This is a genomic window from Enterobacter roggenkampii, from assembly GCF_001729805.1.
GTDB classification, from domain to species: Bacteria; Pseudomonadota; Gammaproteobacteria; order Enterobacterales; family Enterobacteriaceae; genus Enterobacter; species Enterobacter roggenkampii.
On sequence record NZ_CP017184.1, the window covers coordinates 343,214 to 365,518 of the forward strand.

Annotated in this window: 17 protein-coding genes; 6 read left to right on the top strand and 11 right to left on the bottom strand. The window is 53.9% G+C overall.

The window, feature by feature from the left end; genetic code table 11:
• The first annotated feature begins 264 nt into the window (after positions 1-264).
• The gene (gene ghxP, locus BFV67_RS01575) at positions 265-1,614 is read left to right on the top strand and encodes a guanine/hypoxanthine transporter GhxP (RefSeq protein WP_008503390.1); all 1,350 of its coding nucleotides are present in this window, start codon (positions 265-267) and stop codon (positions 1,612-1,614) included.
• A 150-nt stretch (positions 1,615-1,764) separates the two neighbouring features.
• A complete protein-coding gene (locus BFV67_RS01580) occupies positions 1,765-3,411 on the top strand; it encodes a Na+/H+ antiporter (protein WP_008503391.1) in 1,647 nt (548 codons plus the stop codon).
• Between the two features lie 81 nt (positions 3,412-3,492).
• On the opposite strand, the gene BFV67_RS01585 is transcribed toward BFV67_RS01580, so the two are convergent.
• Positions 3,493-4,380 carry a LysR family transcriptional regulator gene (locus BFV67_RS01585; RefSeq protein ID WP_069597765.1) on the bottom strand — a complete coding sequence of 296 codons (888 nt, stop codon included), beginning with the start codon at positions 4,378-4,380 and terminating at the stop codon, positions 3,493-3,495.
• A 102-nt stretch (positions 4,381-4,482) separates the two neighbouring features.
• Here BFV67_RS01585 and BFV67_RS01590 point away from each other — a divergent pair, with 102 nt between their 5' ends.
• Together BFV67_RS01590 and BFV67_RS01595 are read left to right on the top strand one after the other, a co-directional pair.
• Complete coding sequence (locus BFV67_RS01590) at positions 4,483-4,893, top strand: CidA/LrgA family protein (protein ID WP_021242769.1); 411 nt, start codon at positions 4,483-4,485, stop codon at positions 4,891-4,893.
• Positions 4,886-5,575 (top strand): LrgB family protein, encoded by a 690-nt coding sequence (locus tag BFV67_RS01595; protein WP_032664712.1) that lies wholly within the window; start codon positions 4,886-4,888, stop codon positions 5,573-5,575. The genes BFV67_RS01590 and BFV67_RS01595 overlap by 8 nt, the downstream gene beginning before the upstream one ends.
• A 32-nt stretch (positions 5,576-5,607) precedes the next feature.
• Here the strand turns inward: BFV67_RS01595 and actP are convergent, their stop codons facing one another.
• The 3 genes from actP to acs form a co-directional block, all read right to left on the bottom strand.
• A complete protein-coding gene (gene actP / locus BFV67_RS01600) occupies positions 5,608-7,257 on the bottom strand; it encodes a cation/acetate symporter ActP (protein WP_021242771.1) in 1,650 nt (549 codons plus the stop codon).
• Positions 7,254-7,568, bottom strand: coding sequence for a DUF485 domain-containing protein (locus BFV67_RS01605; protein WP_008503396.1), 315 nt, complete (start codon positions 7,566-7,568; stop codon positions 7,254-7,256). Before BFV67_RS01605 ends, actP begins: the two co-directional genes overlap by 4 nt.
• Before the next feature lie 82 nt (positions 7,569-7,650).
• Positions 7,651-9,609: an acetate--CoA ligase gene (gene acs / locus BFV67_RS01610; RefSeq protein ID WP_008503397.1), complete on the bottom strand. Its 1,959-nt coding sequence runs from the start codon at positions 9,607-9,609 to the stop codon at positions 7,651-7,653.
• A 423-nt stretch (positions 9,610-10,032) separates the two neighbouring features.
• On the opposite strand from acs, the gene gltP reads away from it, so the two are divergent.
• A complete protein-coding gene (gltP, locus tag BFV67_RS01615; RefSeq protein WP_008503398.1) occupies positions 10,033-11,346 on the top strand; it encodes a glutamate/aspartate:proton symporter GltP in 1,314 nt (437 codons plus the stop codon).
• An 83-nt stretch (positions 11,347-11,429) separates the two neighbouring features.
• Here the strand turns inward: gltP and BFV67_RS01620 are convergent, their stop codons facing one another.
• The 6 genes from BFV67_RS01620 to fdhF all read right to left on the bottom strand — a co-directional run bounded on the left by BFV67_RS01620 (position 11,430) and on the right by fdhF (position 20,263).
• Entirely contained in the window at positions 11,430-12,104 is a 675-nt protein-coding gene (locus tag BFV67_RS01620; RefSeq protein ID WP_023293510.1) for a tetratricopeptide repeat protein, read from the bottom strand.
• A gap of 121 nt (positions 12,105-12,225) precedes the next feature.
• Positions 12,226-12,378, bottom strand: a complete 153-nt coding sequence (locus BFV67_RS01625) for a Hok/Gef family protein (RefSeq protein WP_032650616.1) — start codon at positions 12,376-12,378, stop codon at positions 12,226-12,228.
• Positions 12,379-12,761: 383 nt separating this feature from the next.
• Entirely contained in the window at positions 12,762-15,272 is a 2,511-nt protein-coding gene (locus BFV67_RS01630) for a S8 family peptidase (protein WP_071965055.1), read from the bottom strand.
• Complete coding sequence (locus BFV67_RS01635) at positions 15,250-16,290, bottom strand: AAA family ATPase (RefSeq protein WP_069597767.1); 1,041 nt, start codon at positions 16,288-16,290, stop codon at positions 15,250-15,252. Before BFV67_RS01635 ends, BFV67_RS01630 begins: the two co-directional genes overlap by 23 nt.
• A gap of 156 nt (positions 16,291-16,446) precedes the next feature.
• Positions 16,447-17,822 (bottom strand): IS3 family transposase gene (locus tag BFV67_RS23820; protein ID WP_418251751.1). Its coding sequence is split into 2 segments (ribosomal slippage): positions 16,447-17,333 and positions 17,333-17,822, totalling 1,377 coding nucleotides; the frame shifts between segments, so codons are not numbered across the junction.
• Between the two features lie 293 nt (positions 17,823-18,115).
• Positions 18,116-20,263 (bottom strand): formate dehydrogenase subunit alpha, encoded by a 2,148-nt coding sequence (fdhF, locus tag BFV67_RS01650; protein ID WP_084833282.1) that lies wholly within the window; start codon positions 20,261-20,263, stop codon positions 18,116-18,118.
• Positions 20,264-20,519: 256 nt separating this feature from the next.
• Between fdhF and BFV67_RS01660 the strand changes: the two genes are divergently transcribed.
• A complete protein-coding gene (locus BFV67_RS01660) occupies positions 20,520-21,251 on the top strand; it encodes a response regulator (protein ID WP_021242940.1) in 732 nt (243 codons plus the stop codon).
• Positions 21,252-21,254: 3 nt separating this feature from the next.
• Here BFV67_RS01660 and lpxO read toward each other — a convergent pair whose 3' ends face one another.
• The gene (gene lpxO / locus BFV67_RS01665; RefSeq protein WP_023293507.1) at positions 21,255-22,163 is read right to left on the bottom strand and encodes a lipid A hydroxylase LpxO; all 909 of its coding nucleotides are present in this window, start codon (positions 22,161-22,163) and stop codon (positions 21,255-21,257) included.
• Between the last annotated feature and the right edge of the window lie 142 nt (positions 22,164-22,305).

Here is a 22,305-nt window from a genome sequence, read left to right on the forward strand (position 1 = left end):
GTTTGCGCATCCTCTGTTTATTTCTTCAGCGTCATAAGGGAATTTTAGCGAAAAACGATAAAGTTCAGTTGAAAAGGGCGGGGATTAGGCTAGATAATCGTTTGCCTTAATTTGACCACCCGTTTGTAAGCGCGGAGCTAAACGTTTGCTTTTTCTGTGACGCCCTTTCGTCGCAAACGCAACACAAGGATTTGACGTTTAGCTGGCAGTGGCGTCTCCACCTCGCTTACGGACTTCCTAAAAAACTCTCAGGGGATGTTTTCTATGTCTACGCCATCTGCGCGTACTGGCGGTTCACTTGACGCCATGTTTAAAATTTCGGCCCGCGGCAGCACCGTGCGCCAGGAAATCGTTGCCGGTTTGACAACGTTTCTGGCGATGGTTTATTCCGTCATCGTTGTGCCGGGTATGCTGGGCAAAGCGGGCTTCCCGCCAGCGGCTGTCTTTGTGGCGACCTGCCTTGTGGCCGGCGTGGGCTCTATCGTGATGGGCCTGTGGGCGAACCTGCCGCTGGCGATTGGTTGCGCCATCTCCCTGACCGCGTTTACCGCGTTCAGCCTGGTGCTGGGCCAGCACATCAGCGTACCGGTTGCGCTTGGCGCCGTGTTCCTGATGGGTGTGCTGTTTACCGTTATTTCAGCGACCGGCATCCGTAGCTGGATCTTGCGCAACCTGCCGCAGGGCGTGGCGCACGGTACCGGCATCGGCATCGGCCTGTTCCTGCTGCTGATCGCCGCCAATGGCGTCGGTCTGGTTATCAAGAACCCGCTGGACGGCCTGCCGGTTGCGCTGGGCCACTTCGCCAGCTTCCCGGTGATCATGTCGCTGATCGGCCTGGCGGTGATTATCGGTCTGGAAAAACTGAAAGTCCCGGGCGGCATTCTGCTGACTATTATCGGCGTGTCCATTGTGGGCCTGATTTTCGATCCGAACGTCCACTTCTCCGGCATTTTCGCCATGCCGTCGCTGAGCGATGACAAAGGCAACTCTCTGATTGGCAGCCTGGATATCGTTGGCGCGCTCAACCCGGTGATCCTGCCAAGCGTGCTGGCGCTGGTGATGACCGCCGTGTTTGACGCGACCGGTACCATTCGTGCGGTGGCCGGTCAGGCGAACCTGCTGGATAAAGACGGTCAGATTATTGACGGCGGCAAAGCGCTGACTACGGACTCCCTGAGCAGCGTCTTCTCGGGCCTGGTGGGCGCAGCGCCTGCGGCGGTGTACATCGAGTCCGCAGCGGGTACGGCGGCGGGCGGTAAAACCGGCCTGACGGCGATCACCGTGGGCGTGCTGTTCATGCTGATCCTGTTCCTCTCCCCGCTCTCCTATCTGGTTCCGGCGTACGCGACCGCGCCAGCGCTGATGTACGTTGGCCTGCTGATGCTGAGCAACGTGGCGAAAATCGACTTTGCGGATTTCGTTGACGCGATGTCTGGCCTGATTACCGCGGTCTTCATCGTACTGACCTGTAACATCGTGACCGGCATTATGATCGGCTTCGCGTCGCTGGTGATTGGTCGTCTGGTCTCCGGTGAATGGCGCAAGCTGAACGTTGGCACCGTTGTGATTGCCGTTGCGCTGGTGGCGTTTTACGCGGGCGGCTGGGCAATCTGAGTTGTCCTTTGATGCGAAAACGGGTGGCTCAGGCCGCCCGTTTTTATTTTCAGGACTCATCCTGTTGCCTTTTGCGTTACTCTGGGGAAGATAGAATAAAAGGCACGACGCCTTCCGGAGTACATAAGCAACACAGCAAACAGGGAACGCATGGAAATCTTCTTCACAATACTCATCATGACCCTTGTGGTCTCGCTATCCGGGGTGGTTACACGCGTACTGCCCTTTCAGGTCCCCCTGCCATTAATGCAAATTGCCATCGGCGCGCTGCTGGCGTGGCCAACGTTTGGCCTGCACGTGGAATTTGACCCCGAACTGTTCCTCGTGCTGTTCATCCCGCCACTGCTGTTTGCCGATGGCTGGAAAACGCCCACGCGCGAGTTCCTTGAGCACGGGCGAGAGATCTTCGGCCTGGCGCTTGCGCTGGTGGTGGTCACCGTCGTCGGGATTGGTTTTCTGATCTACTGGACGGTACCGGGTATCCCGTTAATTCCTGCCTTTGCGCTGGCCGCCGTGCTGTCGCCAACCGATGCCGTGGCGCTGTCCGGCATTGTGGGCGAAGGCCGCATTCCGAAGAAAATCATGGGGATTTTACAGGGTGAGGCGCTGATGAATGACGCCTCCGGCCTGGTTGCTCTGAAGTTTGCCGTGGCCGTTGCGATGGGCACGATGGTCTTTACCGTCGGCGGCGCGACGCTGGAGTTCTTTAAGGTAGCCATCGGCGGTATCCTGGCGGGCTTCGTGGTGAGCTGGCTGTACGGCCGCTCATTGCGCTTCCTCAGCCGCTGGGGCGGCGATGAACCCGCGACGCAGATCGTGCTGCTGTTCCTGCTGCCGTTCGCCTCTTATCTGATTGCCGAACACATCGGCGTGTCGGGCATTCTGGCCGCGGTCGCGGCAGGGATGACCATCACCCGCTCCGGCGTGATGCGCCGCGCGCCGCTGGCGATGCGCCTGCGTGCCAACAGCACCTGGGCGATGCTGGAGTTTGTCTTTAACGGCATGGTGTTCCTGCTGTTGGGCCTGCAGCTGCCGGGCATTATGGAATCCTCGCTGGTGGCGGCGGAGGCCGATCCGAACGTTGAGGTCTGGATGCTGTTTACCGACATCGTGCTGATCTACCTGGCGCTGATGCTGGTGCGTTTCGGCTGGCTGTGGACGATGAAAAACTTCAGCGTCCGCTTCCTGAAGAAAAAACCGATGGAGTTCGGCTCGTGGACAACGCGTGAACTGCTGATCGCCTCTTTTGCGGGCGTACGCGGGGCGATAACCCTCGCCGGTGTGCTCTCCATTCCGCTGCTGCTGCCGACGGGCGATGTCTTCCCGGCGCGTTACGAGCTGGTGTTCCTGGCGGCGGGGGTGATTCTGTTCTCCCTGTTCGTCGGCGTGATTATGCTGCCGATTTTGCTCCAGCATATTGATGTTGGCGATTCGACCCAGCAGCACAAGGAAGAGCGTATTGCGCGTGCTGCGACCGCCGAAGTGGCGATTGTCGCCATCCAGAAAATGGAAGAGCGCCTGGCCGCGGATGCGGAAGAGAACATCGACAATCAGCTGCTGACGGAGGTGAGTTCCCGCGTAATTGGTAACCTGCGTCGCCGCGCGGACGGGCGTAACGATGTAGAAAGCTCGCTGCAGGAGGAGAACCTGGAACGCCGGTTCCGTCTGGCCGCGCTGCGCTCAGAGCGTGCCGAACTGTATCACCTGCGCGCCACGCGCCAGATCAGCAACGAGACGCTGCAAAAGCTGCTGCACGATCTGGACCTGCTGGAAGCGCTGTTGATAGAGAATCAGTAGCGCTGTTTTGCCGGGTGGCGGCTTCGCCTTACCGGGCCTACGGTTCGAACGTAGGCCCGGTAAGCGCAGCGCCACCGGGCACTATTCAGACCGCACCCAAAACCCCTTACAACACTGCAGCCACGCCTGCGCGCTCTGCGACAAATAGACCCCTTCACGCCAGATCATCCCTAACTGCCAGTGCAGATCGCTCTCCAGCGGGATCCAGCGCAGCGTGTTTTTATCCAGACGCTCGCAAATCGGCTGCGGCAGAATGGCAATCCCCACGCCTGCCTGCACCATCGCGGCCAGGAAATCCCACTGACCGCTGCGCACCGCGATGCGCGGCTTCACGTTATGGTGGTTAAACAGCGTCATCAGCTGGCGGCTTAAGGCGAAGTCTTCGTTGTAGATCAGCAGAGGGTGTTCGCCGAGCAGCTCAGGCTTCACCGCGTCCCTTTTCAGCCAGTCGCCGGAGCGGGGAACCAGCACGCACAGCGGGTGGCTAAAGAGCGGAAGCGTCGCCAGGCCGCTCTCTTCCTCAACGGGGAGGGCGGTCATGGCCACGTCGAGCTCGCCGTTAGTGACGGCCTGCTGGACGGTTAAGCCACCAAACTCCGAAATCTTCAGCTCTACGCCAGGATAGCGCTGGCGAAACAGGCCGATCGGCCCGGCCATCATCATGCCGACCATCGGGGGAATGCCGAGGCGAAGCACCCCTTTGGTCAGATGATTAATATCGTCCAGCTCCGCTTCCAGCTGGCGGAACTCCGCCAGAATGGCCAGCCCGCGTTCGAACACCACGCGTCCGGTGTCGGTCAGCAGCAGCTTGCGCCCGTCGCGGATCAGCAGGGTACAGTTAAGTTCATCTTCGAGGTTTTTCAGCATCTTGCTGATGGTGGGCTGGGTAACAAACAACTTCTCCGCTGCGCGGGTAAAACTTTGCTGGCGAACCACTTCGACAAAATAGCGCAGCGTTCTTATGTCCATGATTATTCCTCGAAACTATACCTGTGATGATTTTAATTCATTTCAGTCCATACCGTGCGCTCACTATACTGGCGCCTCGTCTCATTTTTGAGGAAAACCCCCATGGCCGTGGCGTTAAGCCGTGTTACGCCTGCCGTTGTGCAACGACTCCAGGTCCCGGTTCAGGTACTGCTTTACGCGGGACTGTTTGTTTTCGCCGAATATCTTGTCGGCTGGCTCCACCTGCCGCTGCCTGCCAACCTGGTGGGGATGCTGCTGATGTTGACGCTCATCCTCTGTCGCGTGATCCCCCTTAACTGGGTGCGCGCCGGGGCGCGCTGGCTGCTGGCGGAGATGCTGCTGTTCTTTGTGCCTGCCGTGGTGGCGGTGGTGAACTATGCGCAGCTGTTGATGGTGGACGGCTGGCGCATCTTCGCGGTGATCGCGCTGAGTACGCTGATGGTGCTGGGAGCGACCGCCTGGGTGGTGGATAAAGTGTATCGCTTTGAAATCAGCAGGCACAAACATGACTAACTTTCAGATCAGCGTCTTGTGCCTGATCGCGACGCTGGCGATCTACTTTGCCAACAAGCGGCTGTATCGCCGGTTTCATGCGCTGCCGCTGATGCCGCTGGTCTTCACGCCGATCCTGCTGGTGCTGATGCTGGTCTTCGGCCACATCTCCTGGCAGAACTATATTGGTGAATCCCACTGGCTGCTGTGGCTGCTCGGCCCGGCGACCATCGCCTTTGCCGTGCCCGTTTACGACAACCTGGCGATTATCAGGCGCCACTGGATGTCGCTCAGCGCAGGCGTCATCACCGCCACGGTGGTCGCGGTCTGTAGCTCCGTCTGGCTGGCGAGACTGTTTACGCTGCCCGACGAAATTCAGCGCAGCCTGGCCGTGCGCTCGGTGACCACGCCGTTTGCGCTCGCGGCGGCGAAACCCCTCGGCGGACAGCCGGACCTGGTGGCGCTGTTTGTGGTGGTGACGGGCGTCTTTGGGATGGCGGTGGGCGATATGCTCTTTCTGCGGCTTTCCATCCGGGAAGGGATGGCCAAAGGCGCGGGGTTTGGCGCGGCGTCGCACGGCGCGGGGACGGCGCGTTCGTATGAACTCGGTCAGCAGGAGGGGGTTGTCGCAAGCCTGGTGATGATGCTCTCGGGCGTGACGATGGTGCTGATTGCGCCGCTGGTGGCGTGGGTGATGTTTTGAACTCCCCGGCCAGAGCGGCCGGGGAGAAAGGTTTAGTGCGCGCGGCCCTGCTCAACGCCAAGACCGGTTTGTGAACGAATAAACTGGGCGCGGAATTTCTCGCGCTCCAGGTTACCCTCCGGCGAATTGTCGGTAGCCGAGAAGACCCAGATACCGATAAACGCCACGGCAATCGAGAACAGCGCCGGATATTCATACGGGAAGATGGCGCTGGCGTGACCGAGGATCTGCACCCAGATGGTTGGGCCCAGAATCATCAGGATCACCGCCGTCAGCAGCCCCAGCCAGCCGCCAATCATCGCGCCACGGGTGGTCAGTTTCGACCAGTACATGGAGAGCAGGATGATCGGGAAGTTACAGCTTGCCGCGATGGAGAAGGCCAGCCCCACCATAAAGGCGATGTTTTGCTTCTCGAACAGAATGCCCAGCAGGATCGCCACGACGCCCAGCACCAGCACGGTGATTTTAGAAACCTTCAGCTCATCGCGCTCGCTCGCGCCTTTGCGGAAGACGTTGGCGTAGAGGTCATGCGAAACCGCCGACGCCCCGGCCAGCGTTAAACCCGCAACCACCGCAAGAATGGTGGCGAAGGCCACGGCGGAGATAAAGCCGAGGAACAGGTTGCCGCCCACCGCGTCGGCCAGATGCACCGCCGCCATGTTATTGCCGCCAATCAGCGCGCCTGCCGCATCTTTAAACGCCGGGTTCGCCCCCACCAGCATGATCGCGCCAAAGCCGATAATAAAGGTCAGGATATAGAAGTAGCCCATGAAGCCGGTCGCGTAGAAGACGCTCTTGCGCGCTTCACGCGCGTCGCTCACGGTGAAGAAGCGCATCAGGATATGCGGTAAGCCTGCGGTACCAAACATCAGGCCCAGACCGAGCGACAGGGCCGATATCGGGTCTTTCACCAGCCCGCCCGGGCTCATGATGGCTTCCCCTTTCGGGTGGACCGCCATGGCTTCAGTGAACAGGTTATTGAAGCTGAACCCGACGTGCTTCATCACCATAAAGGCCATAAAGCTGGCGCCGAACAGCAGCAGCACGGCTTTGATGATCTGCACCCAGGTCGTCGCCAGCATGCCGCCGAACAGCACGTACATCACCATCAGCACGCCCACAAGCACCACCGCGATGTGGTAGTTCAGGCCGAACAGCAGTTCAATCAGTTTACCCGCGCCCACCATCTGCGCAATCAGATACAGCGCCACCACCACCAGCGAACCGCAGGCGGAGAGGGTGCGAATCGGTCCCTGCTTCAGGCGATACGAGGCCACGTCGGCGAAGGTGTAGCGGCCCAGATTGCGCAGGCGCTCGGCAATCAGGAACAGAATGATCGGCCAGCCGACGAGGAAGCCGAGGGAGTAAATCAGGCCGTCATAGCCGGAGGTGTAGACCAGCGCGGAGATCCCGAGGAACGAGGCGGCGGACATAAAGTCACCCGCAATCGCCAGCCCGTTCTGGAAGCCGGTAATGTTGCCGCCTGCGGTGTAGTAATCGTTACGGGAGCGCACGCGTTTCGACGCCCAGTAAGTGATGTACAGCGTCAGCACCACGAAAATCAGGAACATCACAATCGCCTGCCAGTTGGTTGGCTGGCGCTGTACCTCGCCGGTAATCGCATCTGCCGCGTGGGCGGCAAAGGGAAGCGTGGCGGCGAGCGCCGTCAGAATTCTCTTCATGATGCTTTTACCTCTTGCAGTACCGCTTTATTAAGGCGATCGAATTCACCGTTCGCGCGCCAGACGTAAACGCCGGTCAGCACAAATGAAATCACGATGACGCCAATGCCAATCGGAATACCGCGCGTCACGCTGGTGCCCTCGTGCAGCGGGGTGCCCAGCCAGTGCGGCGCAAAGGCGATCAGCAGAATAAAGCCGACATAGATAATCAGCATGATGATGGAAAGGGTGAAGGCAAACCGTTGCCGCTTATCGACGAGCTCCCTGTAGTGCGCACTATTCTCTATCTGCTGACAAATATGGTCATTCATCACAGAGTCTCCAAAGGTAAGGTTGGTTTGTTTTTATCCCCTCTCCCCTATGGGGAGAGGGTGAGGGGAGAGGGAGAAAACACTAGGAAGGCATTGCGATGGCCTGCTTCTCTTCGAGCAGTTTTTCCACCACGCCAGGATCCGCGAGCGTTGAGGTATCACCGAGGTTGCTGGTGTCCCCTGCCGCGATTTTGCGCAAGATACGGCGCATGATTTTGCCGGAGCGGGTTTTCGGCAGCGAGTCGGTCCAGTGCAGCACGTCCGGCGTCGCCAGCGGGCCAATCTCTTTACGCACCCAGTTGCGCACCTCAGCATAGAGTTCTGGCGACGGCTCTTCCCCGTGGTTCAGGGTGACGTAAGCGTAAATTGCCTGGCCCTTGATGTTGTGCGGAATGCCGACAACGGCGGCTTCGGCAATCTTCGGATGCGACACCAGCGCCGATTCAATCTCCGCGGTGCCCAGACGGTGGCCGGAGACGTTCAGCACGTCGTCCACGCGTCCGGTGATCCAGTAATAGCCATCTTCATCACGACGCGCGCCGTCGCCGCTGAAGTACATGTTTTTAAAGGTCGAGAAGTAGGTCTGCTCGAAGCGATCGTGATCGCCGAACAGGGTACGCGCCTGACCTGGCCACGAGTCCGTGATCACCAGGTTGCCTTCGGTGGCCCCTTCCAGCGGGTTGCCTTCGTTATCCACCAGCGCAGGCTGTACGCCGAAGAACGGACGCGTTGCCGAGCCCGCTTTCAGCTGCGTGGCGCCCGGCATCGGGGTGATCATAAAGCCGCCGGTTTCGGTCTGCCACCAGGTGTCCATGACCGGGCATTTCTCGTTGCCGATTTTCTTCCAGTACCACTCCCAGGCTTCCGGGTTAATGGGCTCACCCACGGAACCGAGGATGCGCAATGAAGAGCGGTCGGTGCCTTCGATGGCTTTGTCGCCTTCCGCCATTAACGCGCGGATCGCCGTAGGCGCGGTGTAGAGAATGTTGACCTGGTGTTTATCGACCACCTGGCACATACGCGCCGGGGTCGGCCAGTTCGGTACGCCTTCAAACATCAGCGTCGTTGCGCCGCAGGCCAGCGGGCCGTACAGCAGGTAGCTGTGCCCGGTGACCCAGCCGACGTCGGCGGTACACCAGTAAATGTCGCCCGGGTGGTAGTCGAAGACGTATTTGAAGGTAGTGGCCGCGTAGACCAGATAACCGCCGGTGGTGTGCAGCACGCCTTTCGGTTTGCCGGTTGAGCCAGAGGTATAAAGAATGAAGAGCGGATCTTCCGCGTTCATCTCTTCCGGCTGATGCTGGTCGCTCGCCTTTTCAATCAGGTCGCTCCACCACAGGTCGCGCCCCTCGTGCCAGTCGATTTTGCCGCCGGTACGCTTAAGGACGATGACGTTGCTGACCGTATTGACGTTCGGGTTTTTCAGCGCTTCGTCGACGTTTTTCTTCAGGGGGATACTGCGTCCTGCTCGCACGCCTTCATCGGCGGTGATCACCAGTTTTGAGCTTGAATCGACAATACGACCCGCAACCGCCTCTGGCGAGAACCCACCGAAAATAACGGAATGAATCGCGCCGATACGCGCACAGGCCAGCATGGCCACCGCCGCTTCCGGCACCATCGGCATATAGATAGCGACCACGTCGCCTTTTTTAATGCCTTTATCCAGCAGGACGTTGGCAAAGCGGCACACGTCGCGGTGCAGTTCTTTATAGGTAATGTGTTTGCTCTGCGAGGCATCATCGCCTTCCCAGATAATCGCCGTCTCGTTCCCGCGCGCGGCAAGGTGACGGTCCAGACAGTTTGCCGCCAGGTTCAGCGTGCCATCTTCATACCATTTAATGGAGACGTTACCGGGCGCAAAGGAGGTGTTCTTTACCTTCTGATAAGGTTTGATCCAGTCAAGGATATGGCCCTGCTCACCCCAGAAGGTGTCCGGGGCGGTAATAGATTGCTGATATTTCTCGTGGTACTGCTCCGGGTTGATCAGGCAACGGTCCGCAATGTTTGCGGGAATGTCATGTTTGTGTATTTGGCTCATGGCTTTTTTTCTCCTTGTAAGATGTTAATAATATGTCGCAAAAACGTTAATAGTAGGGGCTTTACAAGCTTTGTTTATTATTTGGGCGACAGATCACGCATTGTTTGAACAGGTTGAAAAATGAGCGAATGAAACTTTGAAGGAAAATAATTTATGCTGACGATTATTCATATTTATGTTTAAAAAAGGTTTTTTATAACAAAAGGTTATTTATTAGAATCAGGAGAAACTCCCATCACAGACGCTTTTACGAGTGAAATGCGTCGTTCTTTAAGGCTTGCGCAACAGGCCGCGCAAATGATACTCATACGCCGCGTTAAAAAATCCCATAAATCGACGCAACACAATTCATACCCTTTCAGTATGTCCCCATATTCATGCAGTTTGAGTGAATAAGGCGCTTCATTGAGGAAGTCAGTTTCTATGAAAAACGTTAAAGTCAGCCTGGCCTGGCAGATCTTAATCGCCCTTGTGCTGGGCATCCTGCTGGGCAGTTACCTCCACTATCACAGCGACAGCCGCGACTGGCTGATTGCGAACCTGCTTTCACCGGCAGGGGATATCTTTATTCACCTGATCAAGATGATCGTGGTACCGATTGTGATCTCGACGCTGGTAGTGGGTATTGCAGGCGTCGGCGATGCGAAGCAGTTAGGCCGTATTGGTGCGAAAACCATTATCTATTTCGAAGTGATCACTACGGTTGCGATCATTCTCGGTATCACCCTGGCGAACGTTTTCCAGCCGGGTTCCGGGATTGATATGTCGCAGCTGGCGACGGTGGATATTTCGAAATACCAAAGTACGACCGCTGACGTGCAAAGCCATGCACACGGCCTGATGGGCACGATCCTTTCTCTGGTGCCGACCAACATCGTGGCGTCGATGGCGAAGGGCGAGATGCTGCCTATTATCTTCTTCTCGGTCCTGTTTGGTCTGGGGCTCTCTTCACTGCCCGCGACGCACCGCGAACCGCTGGTGACCGTGTTCCGCTCGATCTCCGAAACCATGTTTAAAGTGACCCACATGGTGATGCGTTACGCGCCGGTAGGGGTGTTTGCGCTTATCGCCGTCACCGTGGCGAACTTCGGTTTTGCCTCCCTCTGGCCGCTGGCGAAGCTGGTGCTCCTGGTGCACTTTGCCATCCTGTTCTTTGCGCTGGTGGTGCTGGGAATTGTGGCGCGTCTGTGTGGGCTGAGCATCTGGATCCTGATTCGTATCCTGAAAGATGAGCTGATTCTGGCCTACTCCACGGCAAGCTCTGAGAGCGTGCTGCCGCGTATTATTGAGAAGATGGAAGCCTACGGCGCGCCAGCGTCGATCACCAGCTTCGTGGTGCCGACCGGTTACTCCTTTAACCTGGATGGTTCCACGCTGTATCAGAGTATCGCCGCTATCTTTATTGCGCAGCTGTATGGCATTGACCTGTCGCTGTGGCAGGAGATCGTCCTGGTGCTGACCCTGATGGTGACGTCTAAAGGTATCGCAGGCGTACCGGGCGTTTCGTTCGTGGTACTGCTGGCGACGCTGGGCAGCGTAGGCATTCCGCTGGAAGGCCTGGCCTTTATCGCGGGTGTGGACCGTATCCTCGACATGGCGCGTACGGCGCTGAACGTGGTGGGGAATGCGCTGGCGGTGCTGGTTATCGCCAAGTGGGAACACAAATTCGACCGTAAAAAGGCGCTGGCGTATGAACGCGAGGTGCTGGGTCGTTTTGATAAGACGGCTGACCAGTGATGTAAAAAGCCGGGTGGCGGCTTCGCCTTACCCGGCCTACACAAGCCGTAGGCCCGGTAAGCGCAGCGCCACCGGGCAATGGTTTACTCCCCGCTCAACGCATCAAACTCTTCGCACCCCGTATCAAACCCTTCCGTACAGCTCAGGTTTAACCAGTACAGCGCTTTCTGTTTATTAGGCGTGATAAAGCCTTTCTCACCCTGCCTGAACAACATCCCAGCCCAGTACTCGGCGTAGCCGGTGCGCGAAAGGGCTGAACTCCGCTTGAACCACGAGGCGGCCTGCACGTCATCCTGCGCTACCTCGACGCCGTTGGCATAAATCAGCCCCAGCAGCAGCTGTGCATCGACCGCAGAGTCGCTGTCGATATCTTCGGTTGCCGTATGCAGCAGTCTGATGGCCTGGGGATAGTCCGTTTTCCCCGCCTGAGTATTCACCAGAATGCGCGCCAGCATGATCGCGCCGCGTTTGCTGCCAGCAATGTTTGCCTGCTGTGCCAGGGCTTTGGCCTGTGTGTAATCGCCCTGCGTAAAGAGGATTTGCGAGAGCAACCCCATGGCGTCGACATCGCCGCCTTTCGCGGCTTTCTCGGCCCACAGCGCGGCCTGCTTGCTGTCGCCGGAGCTGAAGTACGTATCGGCAAGATAATACTGGGCACGCGCATCACCGGCTTCCGCCTGTTTCCGATACTGGCTGCCTATCTCATCGGCGCGGGCGAAGGACGTTAAAAACACTAACAAAAGAAAAATGGCTTTCATGGATTCTTATCATCTGGGTACACGCCGCGCAGTATAATCGCGGGCGCAAAAGAAAAAAATGGGTGCATTAAGACCTCAGCATCCTACAAGCCGGGCGGAACCGTTGTTCCGCCCGTAGAGGTTAGCCTGGGTTGCAGGCTAATTTAGCCGCCACCTCCTGATGCTCACTCTTTATTGAAAACTCGCAGAGCCTGCCGCGAGTAATAAAGGTAAAGATCACTATCGTCAGGCAAATAATAAAGACGATGCCTAACGCAGTTTTTAATGGCGTCATGCCTTTTACTCCTTGTGTAAAAAAGAATAAGAGGCTACTCTCAACCTGTTGGGTGTTGAGGGGTAGCCTCGGGTTGTACTGACCCCAAAAAGTTGGACAGAATAAACGAGGTTTGACGAAAAGAGTTCACAGAAATGTGGGCTCTTTTTTGTTTCTGGATACGTATAAATTAACTTTTAAACAATCGAAATATCCATATCACTAATTAGCAGTACTCCGATCATTTCAGTTTCTATGTAGAGTTTGTTCTCAATCCCTTGAGTAATCGATTAAAAGGCCTGGAGTGGACGCTGATACATGACCCATATTAATTATTTTAGACAAGAACATAACGAAAATATCGTTATGTTCTACGGCCGTATCTTATTGATGTGTATGGTCACTTAACTCATTGTTTCAATAGAGTTCTCTACCATATTTTCAACCAAGGTTTTCACTGCGGCATAAAGGTCTACATCAGTTTCTGGTGCATGAATCGATACAACCAGACTGTATTTGGCTTCGGAATCATATCGTTGCAAAGCACTTCTGGTTCTCCACCAACCTTGTGCAGGATATACAGCCAAATAGCCACAACTAGCCAACTCGGCTGCAGAGCCCTTCCATATATCCTGATGTAACGACCCCTTATGTCGCTGTGTTGCACCTAATGACCAGTTATCATCATTACCAATAAAACCATGCTCACTCTCTTCAGACTCAGCAGCGGCATTAATGCGTGCTTCAAATTCGTCTAAAGACTCTGTTTGTCTTTTCATCGCAAAACGAAGGCGGTGAGAGGGATAGTGATATCTTGATGAACTCCCCCGAGCTGAAGGGTTCGGTTCAATGAAATAAGACAATGTAACCCTGAGCTCTACCTGCGTATTCTGTAACTCTTGGAGCTGTTCCAGTGGCCACGGTAATACATGTAAATTTAAGTCGCGGGTCTTAATACCGTCTCGCGTCTTACGATAGGGATACAAGCTGTCTTCAGCTACCAGAGTTAGGCTATTTTTTACACTCCAGAGTGCACGCTCAACATCTGGTGACCCCCAGCCACAATGGCGTATAAGTTGTGCGAAACCACTTTTATTACGAGCCGGATACATTTGCAACATGGCCGGGGTCCATTGTGCAGAATGAGTGATCAAGGCTCGAATTGTTTCTGGACGATACTCAGGATACTGAGCCATTAGCTGTGCAGCCATTCTGGCACACAGAGCAGAGGCTGCACTAGTTGCATTAGTTGTCCAGAATTGGCGGTGCGCTGAAGCACTTGTTGTAAGTAACTCTAAACTAGCAAAGTTATCGACAAATTCTGTATTAGCAGCTGCGTTACCGCCCTCAAAAACAACATCAGGTTTAAACGGCCAGATAGGCTCCCATCCTACTGAGGTGGTGGTGAAAGGACTTAATTCACCTTGAGCCGCGACTGGAGTAAATTCAGGCTCATTTAACTCAACCTTGTCAGTAAATGCGCCCACAGTGATTGCGTTCCATGATTGACCCGGGTCATGAATTTGATTAGCCGAGAGACTAGCGGGATAGTTTCTCCAATGATCGCGATTAACTATGTTTCCAGCGGAAAGAACAAATAGACGGGGAAAAGGAACGTCGGCTAATGCATCTACTGCTAATGAATCGACCATCGAAGACCAGGCCGAAGGGCGGCCAAAATCACGGTAGGTCGTTGCTGTCACTGCGGAACTAAAAATACGTTTGCGTTGGCCATTGAGGATTTCAGGGCGTGTAACTGCAGAGCTAAATAGATATGCATGCTGTTGTGCATCGCCAGCATTGGCCCCATGATTTGGAGTAAGTTTGACTGACTCCAGCCGATGCCCTATTTCTATTGCACCAGTTGAAGCCAAGACGTCAAACATATCGCCATAGATTGCAACTCCAGCCAGCCCCGTACCATGGTTAGCAGTGTCATTAGCTCCCCACGCATCGTTGACTGTATGCATATCCTGCTGTTGCAAAACAGGTGCAAGCATGGCGTGTCCACGGTTAATGCCTGAATCTAGCAAACAAATGTAAGGGACATTGTCTTCGGGAGAGGGAACCTGAAGGCGTTGAAGCGCATCATCAACCCAAAGCTGCTGTTCTGCGGCCGGTAATCCTTCGAAAAACTCAGCGGTGTCTTTAGCACGCCGCAATTCTGCTACACAGTTTAAAACTAGTCTGGCTTGAGAAAATTGGCTCTGGGAACCATACATCCAAGTTATGGTTCTCTCAGGAAAATCAACTTTATGCTCGCTGACACGGCATCCGGTTGCATGGCTGATTCGATGAAAATCAGCAACAACCGCATTTCTATTATCTCTCACCGGTAGCCAAACTTCCCACCAGAATGCCTCATCTGGATCAGATGGTAATAAATCCAAATCGTCTGTCCAAAGGGAATGAATGTCTGCAAGACGTATTCCTGACAGCGTATTGATAAGCGATTTATGGTCAGCGGAAGCTCCGTCCGCACGACGTTTTTCAGTTAAATAGTCCTGAATATAATTTTCAAAATGAGATATCTTTCCATCAGGAACGAATACATTCGCGGACGTTATATCTCCATCTTTATGAATACTTAAAACTTCTATATATTGAGCTTTGTTCCGCCCCCTCTCATTACCCAAGCTTTCAAATGCCAATGGAACATCTGGTTGTCCAATAAATTCAAGTTGCATGCCAAGGCCGCTAATTAATTCGAGATTTTCTTGTCCTTCTCGAATTTGGGGCGCCATCCCTTTAACCTGCTGCAATTGCTCTCTTAAGGCAGAACCATGGGCTTGTCGGTCTCGCTCAGGTAGCGTGGTGGAACCTCTCCCACCAAGAGAGTGTGCTGTATAGGGCTGTGCTGTAGACGTTTTTGGAAGGGAGAGATGAAGCCTTTTATCGTTGGTTTGTTCCGTCATGTTTTAACTTATTTTTTTCGTTAAGTGATAACTTACTACCGATCAAACGACGCTCTTCTAAGGCAAGCTTTAAAAGAGCAACATCGACCTGTATGCGATCGCTCATGATGGCATCTTTGATTGATTCATCGACAGCTCGGCAAATTTCAGCATAGCTTAAGCCGGCAACCTGTTTTTCTAGTCCATTTTTACGAAAAGGTTTAGGCGCAAATACCCCTAGTCGAGACTTTATTAAATCGAGTGCTTGTTCTAACGTTGGTAAATGGTACTCAATAACATCATCAAAACGTCTAAACAACGCATAGTCCAGAATTTCCGGATGATTGGTAGCTGCAATAATGATGCTATTTGAATTGTCTTGCTCAATCATCTGCAAAAAGCTATTGAGAACGCGGCGAATTTCACCTACATCATTTGCGAGGCTACGCTGGGAGCCTATAGCATCAAATTCATCGAAAAAATAAACACCACGAATATCAGCAATAGCATCAAATACTTGCCGTAGCTTGGCTGCTGTCTCTCCCATAAACTTTGTAATCAATGCATCAAAGCGAACTTGAAACAAAGGAATACCAAGCTCACCAGCCAATGCCGATGCCGTCAAAGTTTTTCCCGTTCCAGGAGGACCAACTAATAAAACTTTTCGTCTTGGGGAAAGCCCATGTTCTTTAATTCGAGACATCATACGCTGTTCACGTATTAGTCGCTGGAGTTGAGTATGTGCTGAATGCTCCAGAACAACATCAGCCAATCGATATTCTGGTTGGCTAACACTTAATAAGTTACCAAGATCAGTACGATTTTTTGCAGCACTGGACAGGGGGACCAACTTACCATTTTTGTCATTGGCCAGTTTTGCTTTTGCTTTGTCAAGAAGTGTTAAAAGCTCCTCAGCTAATCGACCATGACCTTGTTTTGCCTCATGCGCAGCAACCTGCATAGCCACTGAATAAAAGTGACTATCATCGCGACTAATGTGCGATTTGATAAGTGCCTTAAGTTGCTCTGCGCTAGCCACGTAAGTAATCCTGTTTTATGTGCCTGAAATTGACCCGCATATACGTGAGAGTGTAGCAATTAAGTATAGGCTGAGTAAACGAATTCTGTGCTAAACGAACACCTAAAGCCGGCCCGGGTGACCGAAAGCATACAGAAAGTTCGGGCTCTCTCCTATCTAAATTCTGAGTGGGTGGGAACAGGCTTTCAGACGGTATTCTACCGGGCTAAGACCTTTTAGTCTTAGGCTGATTCGCCTGTTGTTGTAATAGTGAATATAATCCGAAATTGCTACTTTTAGCTCTTCAATGTCATTGAATTTGTTGAGATAGAAGCATTCAGACTTTAGTGTACCGAAAAAGCATTCTGCGCAGGCGTTATCGAGGCAGTTCCCCTTTCGTGACATGCTTTGTACAACACCACTTGCTTTAAGTTGATACTGATACCAGCGGTGACGGTATTGCCAACCTTGGTCAGAATGGAGCACTGGTGAACTCTTCGCATCCAATTTTGCAAACGCTTTGTCCAGCATCTCATCAATCATCGCCATGATCGGGCGCTCTGAGATACTGTAGGAAATCACTTCGTTATTAAAGAGATCGATAATGGGAGAAAGATAGAGTTTTCGTCCATTGACGGCAAATTCGGTGACATCAGTGACCCATTTCTCATTGGGTCGGGTTGCCTTGAAATTCCGCTTTAAAACGTTATCAGCAATTTCACCCAACTCTCCCCGCCACGAACTGTATCGCTTAACTTTGATAGCTGCTTTCAGGGAAAGCAGGTTCATCAGCCGTTGAACAACCTTATGGTTGATTATCCCTATCTCTTGCCGGAGTGCCAGCGTGACTCTACGATAGCCGTAGCGACCACAATTCTCATTATATATCTCTTTGATTCTACTTTTAATTTCGCTATATTTGTCTGTGGATTTTAGCGCTTTTAAATGATAATAAAATGTACTTCTGGGTATCTGAGCAATCTGCAAAAGCTGGTCGAATGGATAGTTTTGCCTTAATTCGTCGATAACTTTGACTTTATCTCTTACCGAACTAAGGCTTTCAGCTTTTTTAGATAAAGTACCCGTAACTCAAGGAACCTAACTCTTCTTTCCAGTTCCTGAATGCGTTTATCCTTCGAACGCTCCAGTGCTTCTTCAAGTACAGCGGGATCATCAATCATATGAGGTGACCTTTTTTTGCCAACACGCAGAGAACGAAGTCCTTCCTCTCCATGCTCGCTGAATACTTTCATCCACTTCCCGATAGAAGCCGCACCAGCGACTTTAAATTTAGCCGCAGCCTGCGTCTGGGAAATTTTCCCCGTAAGCACAGCCCTCACGGCTTCAACTCTGATATCGGGGTCGATTGATACGCCTTTATCTCTGGGCTTCAGACCTTCTTCTCCATAAGAATCATAGGCTGCAACCCATAATCTTACCTGGGTTCGTGGGACGTTGAAGCGAGCTGATGTTAAGCGATAACCTTCATTAGTAGTGAAATAATGCATAACCACTGCGAGGCGCTGTTCAAAGGTGTACTTACGTCTGGACATGGGACTCTCCAATTTGAGAGTCCAACTAAATGGGTGCAGTGCAGGTGAATGCAAATTTCCCGGGGCTTTCCACTTTCTGTCCCTCAACAATGCTCAAGACAGAAAGTCTTAAGCACCCGCCGCACATCTTATCCCTCTGAATTAAAATGCAAAGATGTAATTCCTTTTCGCGAAAATTACATTATTTCTGCGAGCCGCTTTCCAGAATGATAATTTCTATTTCTTATGAATTAATCGGAAATAAAAAGGGAGTGAATATATCACTCCCTTTATTCAACGATAAATTAACGGCTTCAACCCATTGCGCTTTCGCGCAGTCGGGCTTTTAGCTTGTTATATTCGTCGATCACGTACTGTTCCGCCGCGTGCTGATCCGCAATCGGCTCAACGTTTACGGCGCAGTATTTATACTCCGGCGTTTTGGTTATCGGGCTTAAGTTCTCCGTTACCAGCTCGTTGCAGGCACCAATCCACCACTGGTAGGTCATATAGACCGCCCCTTTGTTTGGACGATCGCTGACCTGCGCACGGGTGATGATCCGCCCTTTGCGCGAGTTCACCCACACCAGCGCCTCGTCCTCAATACCAAGGCGCTGCGCATCGGCGGTGTTGATTTGCGCGTAGCCGGGCTCGTCCGCCAGCGCGGCCAGCGCGGCGCAGTTGCCGGTCATCGAACGACAGGAGTAGTGGCCCACTTCGCGTACGGTGGAGAGCACCATCGGATACTCATCGGTGAGTTTATCGATCGGCGCGACCCAGTCGCAGGTGAAGAACTGCGCCAGCCCGTTCGGGGTGTCGAATTTCTCCTTAAAGAGATAGGACGTCCCCTGATCGGCCTCTGACTCATCCCGACACGGCCACTGGATGTATCCCAGCTCGCCCATTTTTTCATAGGTGGCGCCGTAGAAGTCCGGACACAGGCTGCGCAACTCATCCCAGATCTCCTGGGTGTTGTTGTAGTGCATCGGGTAGCCCATGCGGGTGGCGATTTCACTGATGATCTGCCAGTCCGTTTTCAGATCCCACTTCGGCTCGACCGCCTTGAAGAAGCGCTGGAATCCGCGGTCGGCCGCCGTGTAGACGCCTTCATGCTCGCCCCAGGAGGTCGACGGTAAAATGACATCCGCCGCCGCCGCGGTTTTGGTCATGAAGATATCCTGGACAATCACCAGCTCCAGATCCTCAAACCCTTTACGCACTGCAGAAAGCTCGGCGTCGGTCTGAAGCGGATCTTCACCCATGATATAGGCCGCACGCACTTCGCCATGCGCCGCGCGGTGCGGCAGCTCGCTGATGCGATACCCGGTGTGTTCCGGCAGGCTTTCCACGCCCCACGCCTTCGCGAACTTGGCGCGGTTTTCCGGGAACTTCACGTACTGGTAGCCCGGATAAGTATCCGGCAGCGCGCCCATATCGCAGGCGCCCTGCACGTTATTCTGACCACGCACCGGGTTCACGCCAACGTGCGCTTTACCCAGATTACCGGTCAGCATCGCGAGGCTGGTGAGCGAGCGCACGGTTTCCACGCCCTGGTAGAACTGGGTCACGCCCATGCCCCAGAGAATGGCGGCGGTTTTTGCCCCGGCATACATTCTGGCCGCTTGACGAATCTCCTGTGCGCTGACGCCGGTTATCGCTTCGACGGATTCAGGCGTATAGCCCTCGACTATTTTCTTATACTCTTCAAAGCCTTCTGTACGGGTCGCGACAAACGCCTGGTCGTACAGGTTCTCCTCAATAATGACGTGCCCCATTGCGTTCAACAGCGCGATGTTTGAGCCGTTTTTCAATGCAATGTGCATATCCGCAATGCGCGCGGTTTCAATTTTGCGCGGATCGCAGACGATGATTTTCGCCCCATTCTGTTTAGCGCGAATAACGTGGTTCGCGACGATAGGGTGAGAATCCGCCGGGTTATAACCAAAGATGAAGACGAGATCGGTATTATCTATCTCGTTGATGGCATTACTCATTGCGCCGTTACCGACCGACTGGTGCAGACCTGCAACCGATGGGCCGTGTCAGACGCGAGCGCAGCAGTCGACGTTATTGGTACCAATAACGGCGCGCGCGAATTTTTGCATCACATAGTTGGTTTCATTTCCCGTCCCGCGGGAAGAGCCGGTGGTCTGAATCGCATCCGGGCCATACTTGGCCTTAATGGCACTCAGGCGCGTGGCGACATAATCCAGCGCCTCGTTCCAGGAGACGGCTTCCAGCTTGCCGCCGCGCTCGCGGCGGATCATAGGGGTTTTCAGGCGCGGGGTAAGAATTTGGGTATCGTTAATAAAATCCCAGCCGTAGTAACCTTTCAGGCACAGCGTGCCCTGGTTGGTTTTCCCCTGTGCGGCCTCCGCCCGGACGATTTTGCCGTTATCGACCACCAGGTGGATCTTGCAACCTGAGGCACAATAAGGGCAAACCGTGACGACTTTTTTCATCAGTCTGCTCCAGTTAATCGAATCGTTCGCACCCACTATGCAGCTTCTATGCCATGTTTTTTGTATGGGTATCCCCTGACTTTACGGCCCATCCGGGGTGAAAACCCTGACAAAAAGCAGTCAATCGTCAAAATTGACGTGTCGACAGGGCGGCGGATGTGACATGGGTTGAATTTCCGTCACTGAAAAAACCTTTTGACTGGAGCCGACGGCAGAATAGTTCAGACTTAACATAATCCCCTGACGGAAGCATACGATGAAACCGGCGATTCTGGTGGTTGATGACGATACGGCAGTCTGCGAACTGCTTCAGGACGTGCTGAGCGAGCACGTCTTTAGCGTGCTTGTCTGCCATAACGGCCAGGATGCGCTGCGCCAGGTGCAGCAGGAGCCGAATATCGCGCTTGTGCTGCTGGATATGATGCTGCCGGATATCAACGGCCTGCAGGTTCTGCTGCAGCTGCAAAAGCAGCGTCCGGCGCTACCGGTTGTGATGTTAACCGGCCTGGGCAGTGAGTCAGACGTGGTGGTGGGGCTGGAGATGGGGGCCGACGATTATATTGGCAAACCGTTCAACCCGCGCGTGGTGGTCGCCCGGGTGAAAGCGGTGTTGCGCCGAACGGGCGCGCTGGCGGCAGAAGCCCCCGCAGCGCCCGTCGCGGGCATTGCGTTTAATGGATGGACGCTTGATACCACCCGCTGTGAGCTGATTGATCCGCAGCGTAATACCGTGCCCTTAACCCAGGGCGAGTACGGCCTGCTGCTGGCGCTCACGCAAAATGCCCGCCGGGTGCTGAGCCGCGATCGGCTGCTTGAGCTGACCCACAGCGAAAGCGCCGACGTGTTCGACCGCACGATTGACGTGCTGATCATGCGCCTGCGCCGGAAAATAGAGGCTAACCCGCATCAGCCTGCGCTCATCAAAACCATCCGCGGGTTGGGTTACGTGTTTGCCACTGACGTGAGCCGGCCCGAACAGGCGGCATAAGGCTTACGTTATCGCCGGAACAATGATGGCGGCAAAAATCGCAATGATGCACAAATACTTGAGGGCGTAATAGGCCTTACGGTTCCTTTTTTTCAGGCGCTGCCCCCGTTCGCGGCCCGCATGAACGTATTTAAAAATGCGGTTAATGCCGCCGGTGCTGTCATTCTCGTCATTCGGTGAGCTGGCCGCAGACATCAGCGTGGTTCCCACCCAATGGTTAACCGCCTGCGCCCAGCGCCATTTCATCGGACGCTCGATATCGCAGAAGAGAATAATGCGCGTTTGATCCGATTTATTTTCTGCCCAGTGGACGTAGGTCTCATCAAAAATAACGGCTTCACCATCCCGCCAGCTGTGGCGCTGCCCGTCGACTTCAATAAAGCAGCGATCGTCATTCGGGGTGAATAAGCCCAGATGGTAACGAACCGAGCCCGCATACGGATCCCGGTGCTTGCCAAGCTTTGCACCCGCCGGCAGCTCGGCAAACATGGCCGCCTTCACCGAAGGGATTTCACTCACCAGCCGGGTCGTCACCGGGCATAAAGACTGCGCGGAGGGATGGGCATCGGCATACCACTTCAGATAAAAACGTTTCCAGCCGCGTTTAAAAAAGGTGTTAAAGCCAGCGTCGTTATTATTTTCCGCTGCCTTAATATGATGCTGCAAACGCAGCGCCTCTTCGCGAATAACCAGCCAGTTTTCCGTCAGCTTATTTAATTCCGGGAAGCGCTCTGTTTCAAAGAAAGGCTGCCTGGCGGGCAGGGAAGAAAACGCCGTCATAAACATATTGATGGGCGCCATAAACGTCGAATGGTCGAAGAGCTGACGGGAAAGCGTCTGTTTTTCTTTGCCGCGGGAATGCGCATAAATAACGCTGATAATGAAAATACCGATGATGATGACTGCGAACATTTTTCCCTTGTCCTCTTTCTATCTCATTTCGGAAAAGCGTGCGGACAGAGTGCTGCCCACGCCGAATATGCCAGATGGAGAGAGTGTAGTTCGGGAATATAAAATTCATAGAACTGTAATGAAAAATCGCAATTATTGTTAA

Excerpts from the sequence above, each read along its gene's own strand:
- ghxP (WP_008503390.1), top strand. The coding sequence starts at position 265 with ATGTCTACGCCATCTGCGCGTACTGGCGGTTCACTTGACGCCATGTTT.
- BFV67_RS01580 (WP_008503391.1), top strand. The coding sequence starts at position 1,765 with ATGGAAATCTTCTTCACAATACTCATCATGACCCTTGTGGTCTCGCTA.
- BFV67_RS01585 (WP_069597765.1), bottom strand. The coding sequence starts at position 4,380 with ATGGACATAAGAACGCTGCGCTATTTTGTCGAAGTGGTTCGCCAGCAA.
- BFV67_RS01590 (WP_021242769.1), top strand. The coding sequence starts at position 4,483 with ATGGCCGTGGCGTTAAGCCGTGTTACGCCTGCCGTTGTGCAACGACTC.
- BFV67_RS01595 (WP_032664712.1), top strand. The coding sequence starts at position 4,886 with ATGACTAACTTTCAGATCAGCGTCTTGTGCCTGATCGCGACGCTGGCG.
- actP (WP_021242771.1), bottom strand. The coding sequence starts at position 7,257 with ATGAAGAGAATTCTGACGGCGCTCGCCGCCACGCTTCCCTTTGCCGCC.
- BFV67_RS01605 (WP_008503396.1), bottom strand. The coding sequence starts at position 7,568 with ATGAATGACCATATTTGTCAGCAGATAGAGAATAGTGCGCACTACAGG.
- acs (WP_008503397.1), bottom strand. The coding sequence starts at position 9,609 with ATGAGCCAAATACACAAACATGACATTCCCGCAAACATTGCGGACCGT.
- gltP (WP_008503398.1), top strand. The coding sequence starts at position 10,033 with ATGAAAAACGTTAAAGTCAGCCTGGCCTGGCAGATCTTAATCGCCCTT.
- BFV67_RS01620 (WP_023293510.1), bottom strand. The coding sequence starts at position 12,104 with ATGAAAGCCATTTTTCTTTTGTTAGTGTTTTTAACGTCCTTCGCCCGC.
- BFV67_RS01625 (WP_032650616.1), bottom strand. The coding sequence starts at position 12,378 with ATGACGCCATTAAAAACTGCGTTAGGCATCGTCTTTATTATTTGCCTG.
- BFV67_RS01630 (WP_071965055.1), bottom strand. The coding sequence starts at position 15,272 with ATGACGGAACAAACCAACGATAAAAGGCTTCATCTCTCCCTTCCAAAA.
- BFV67_RS01660 (WP_021242940.1), top strand. The coding sequence starts at position 20,520 with ATGAAACCGGCGATTCTGGTGGTTGATGACGATACGGCAGTCTGCGAA.
- lpxO (WP_023293507.1), bottom strand. The coding sequence starts at position 22,163 with ATGTTCGCAGTCATCATCATCGGTATTTTCATTATCAGCGTTATTTAT.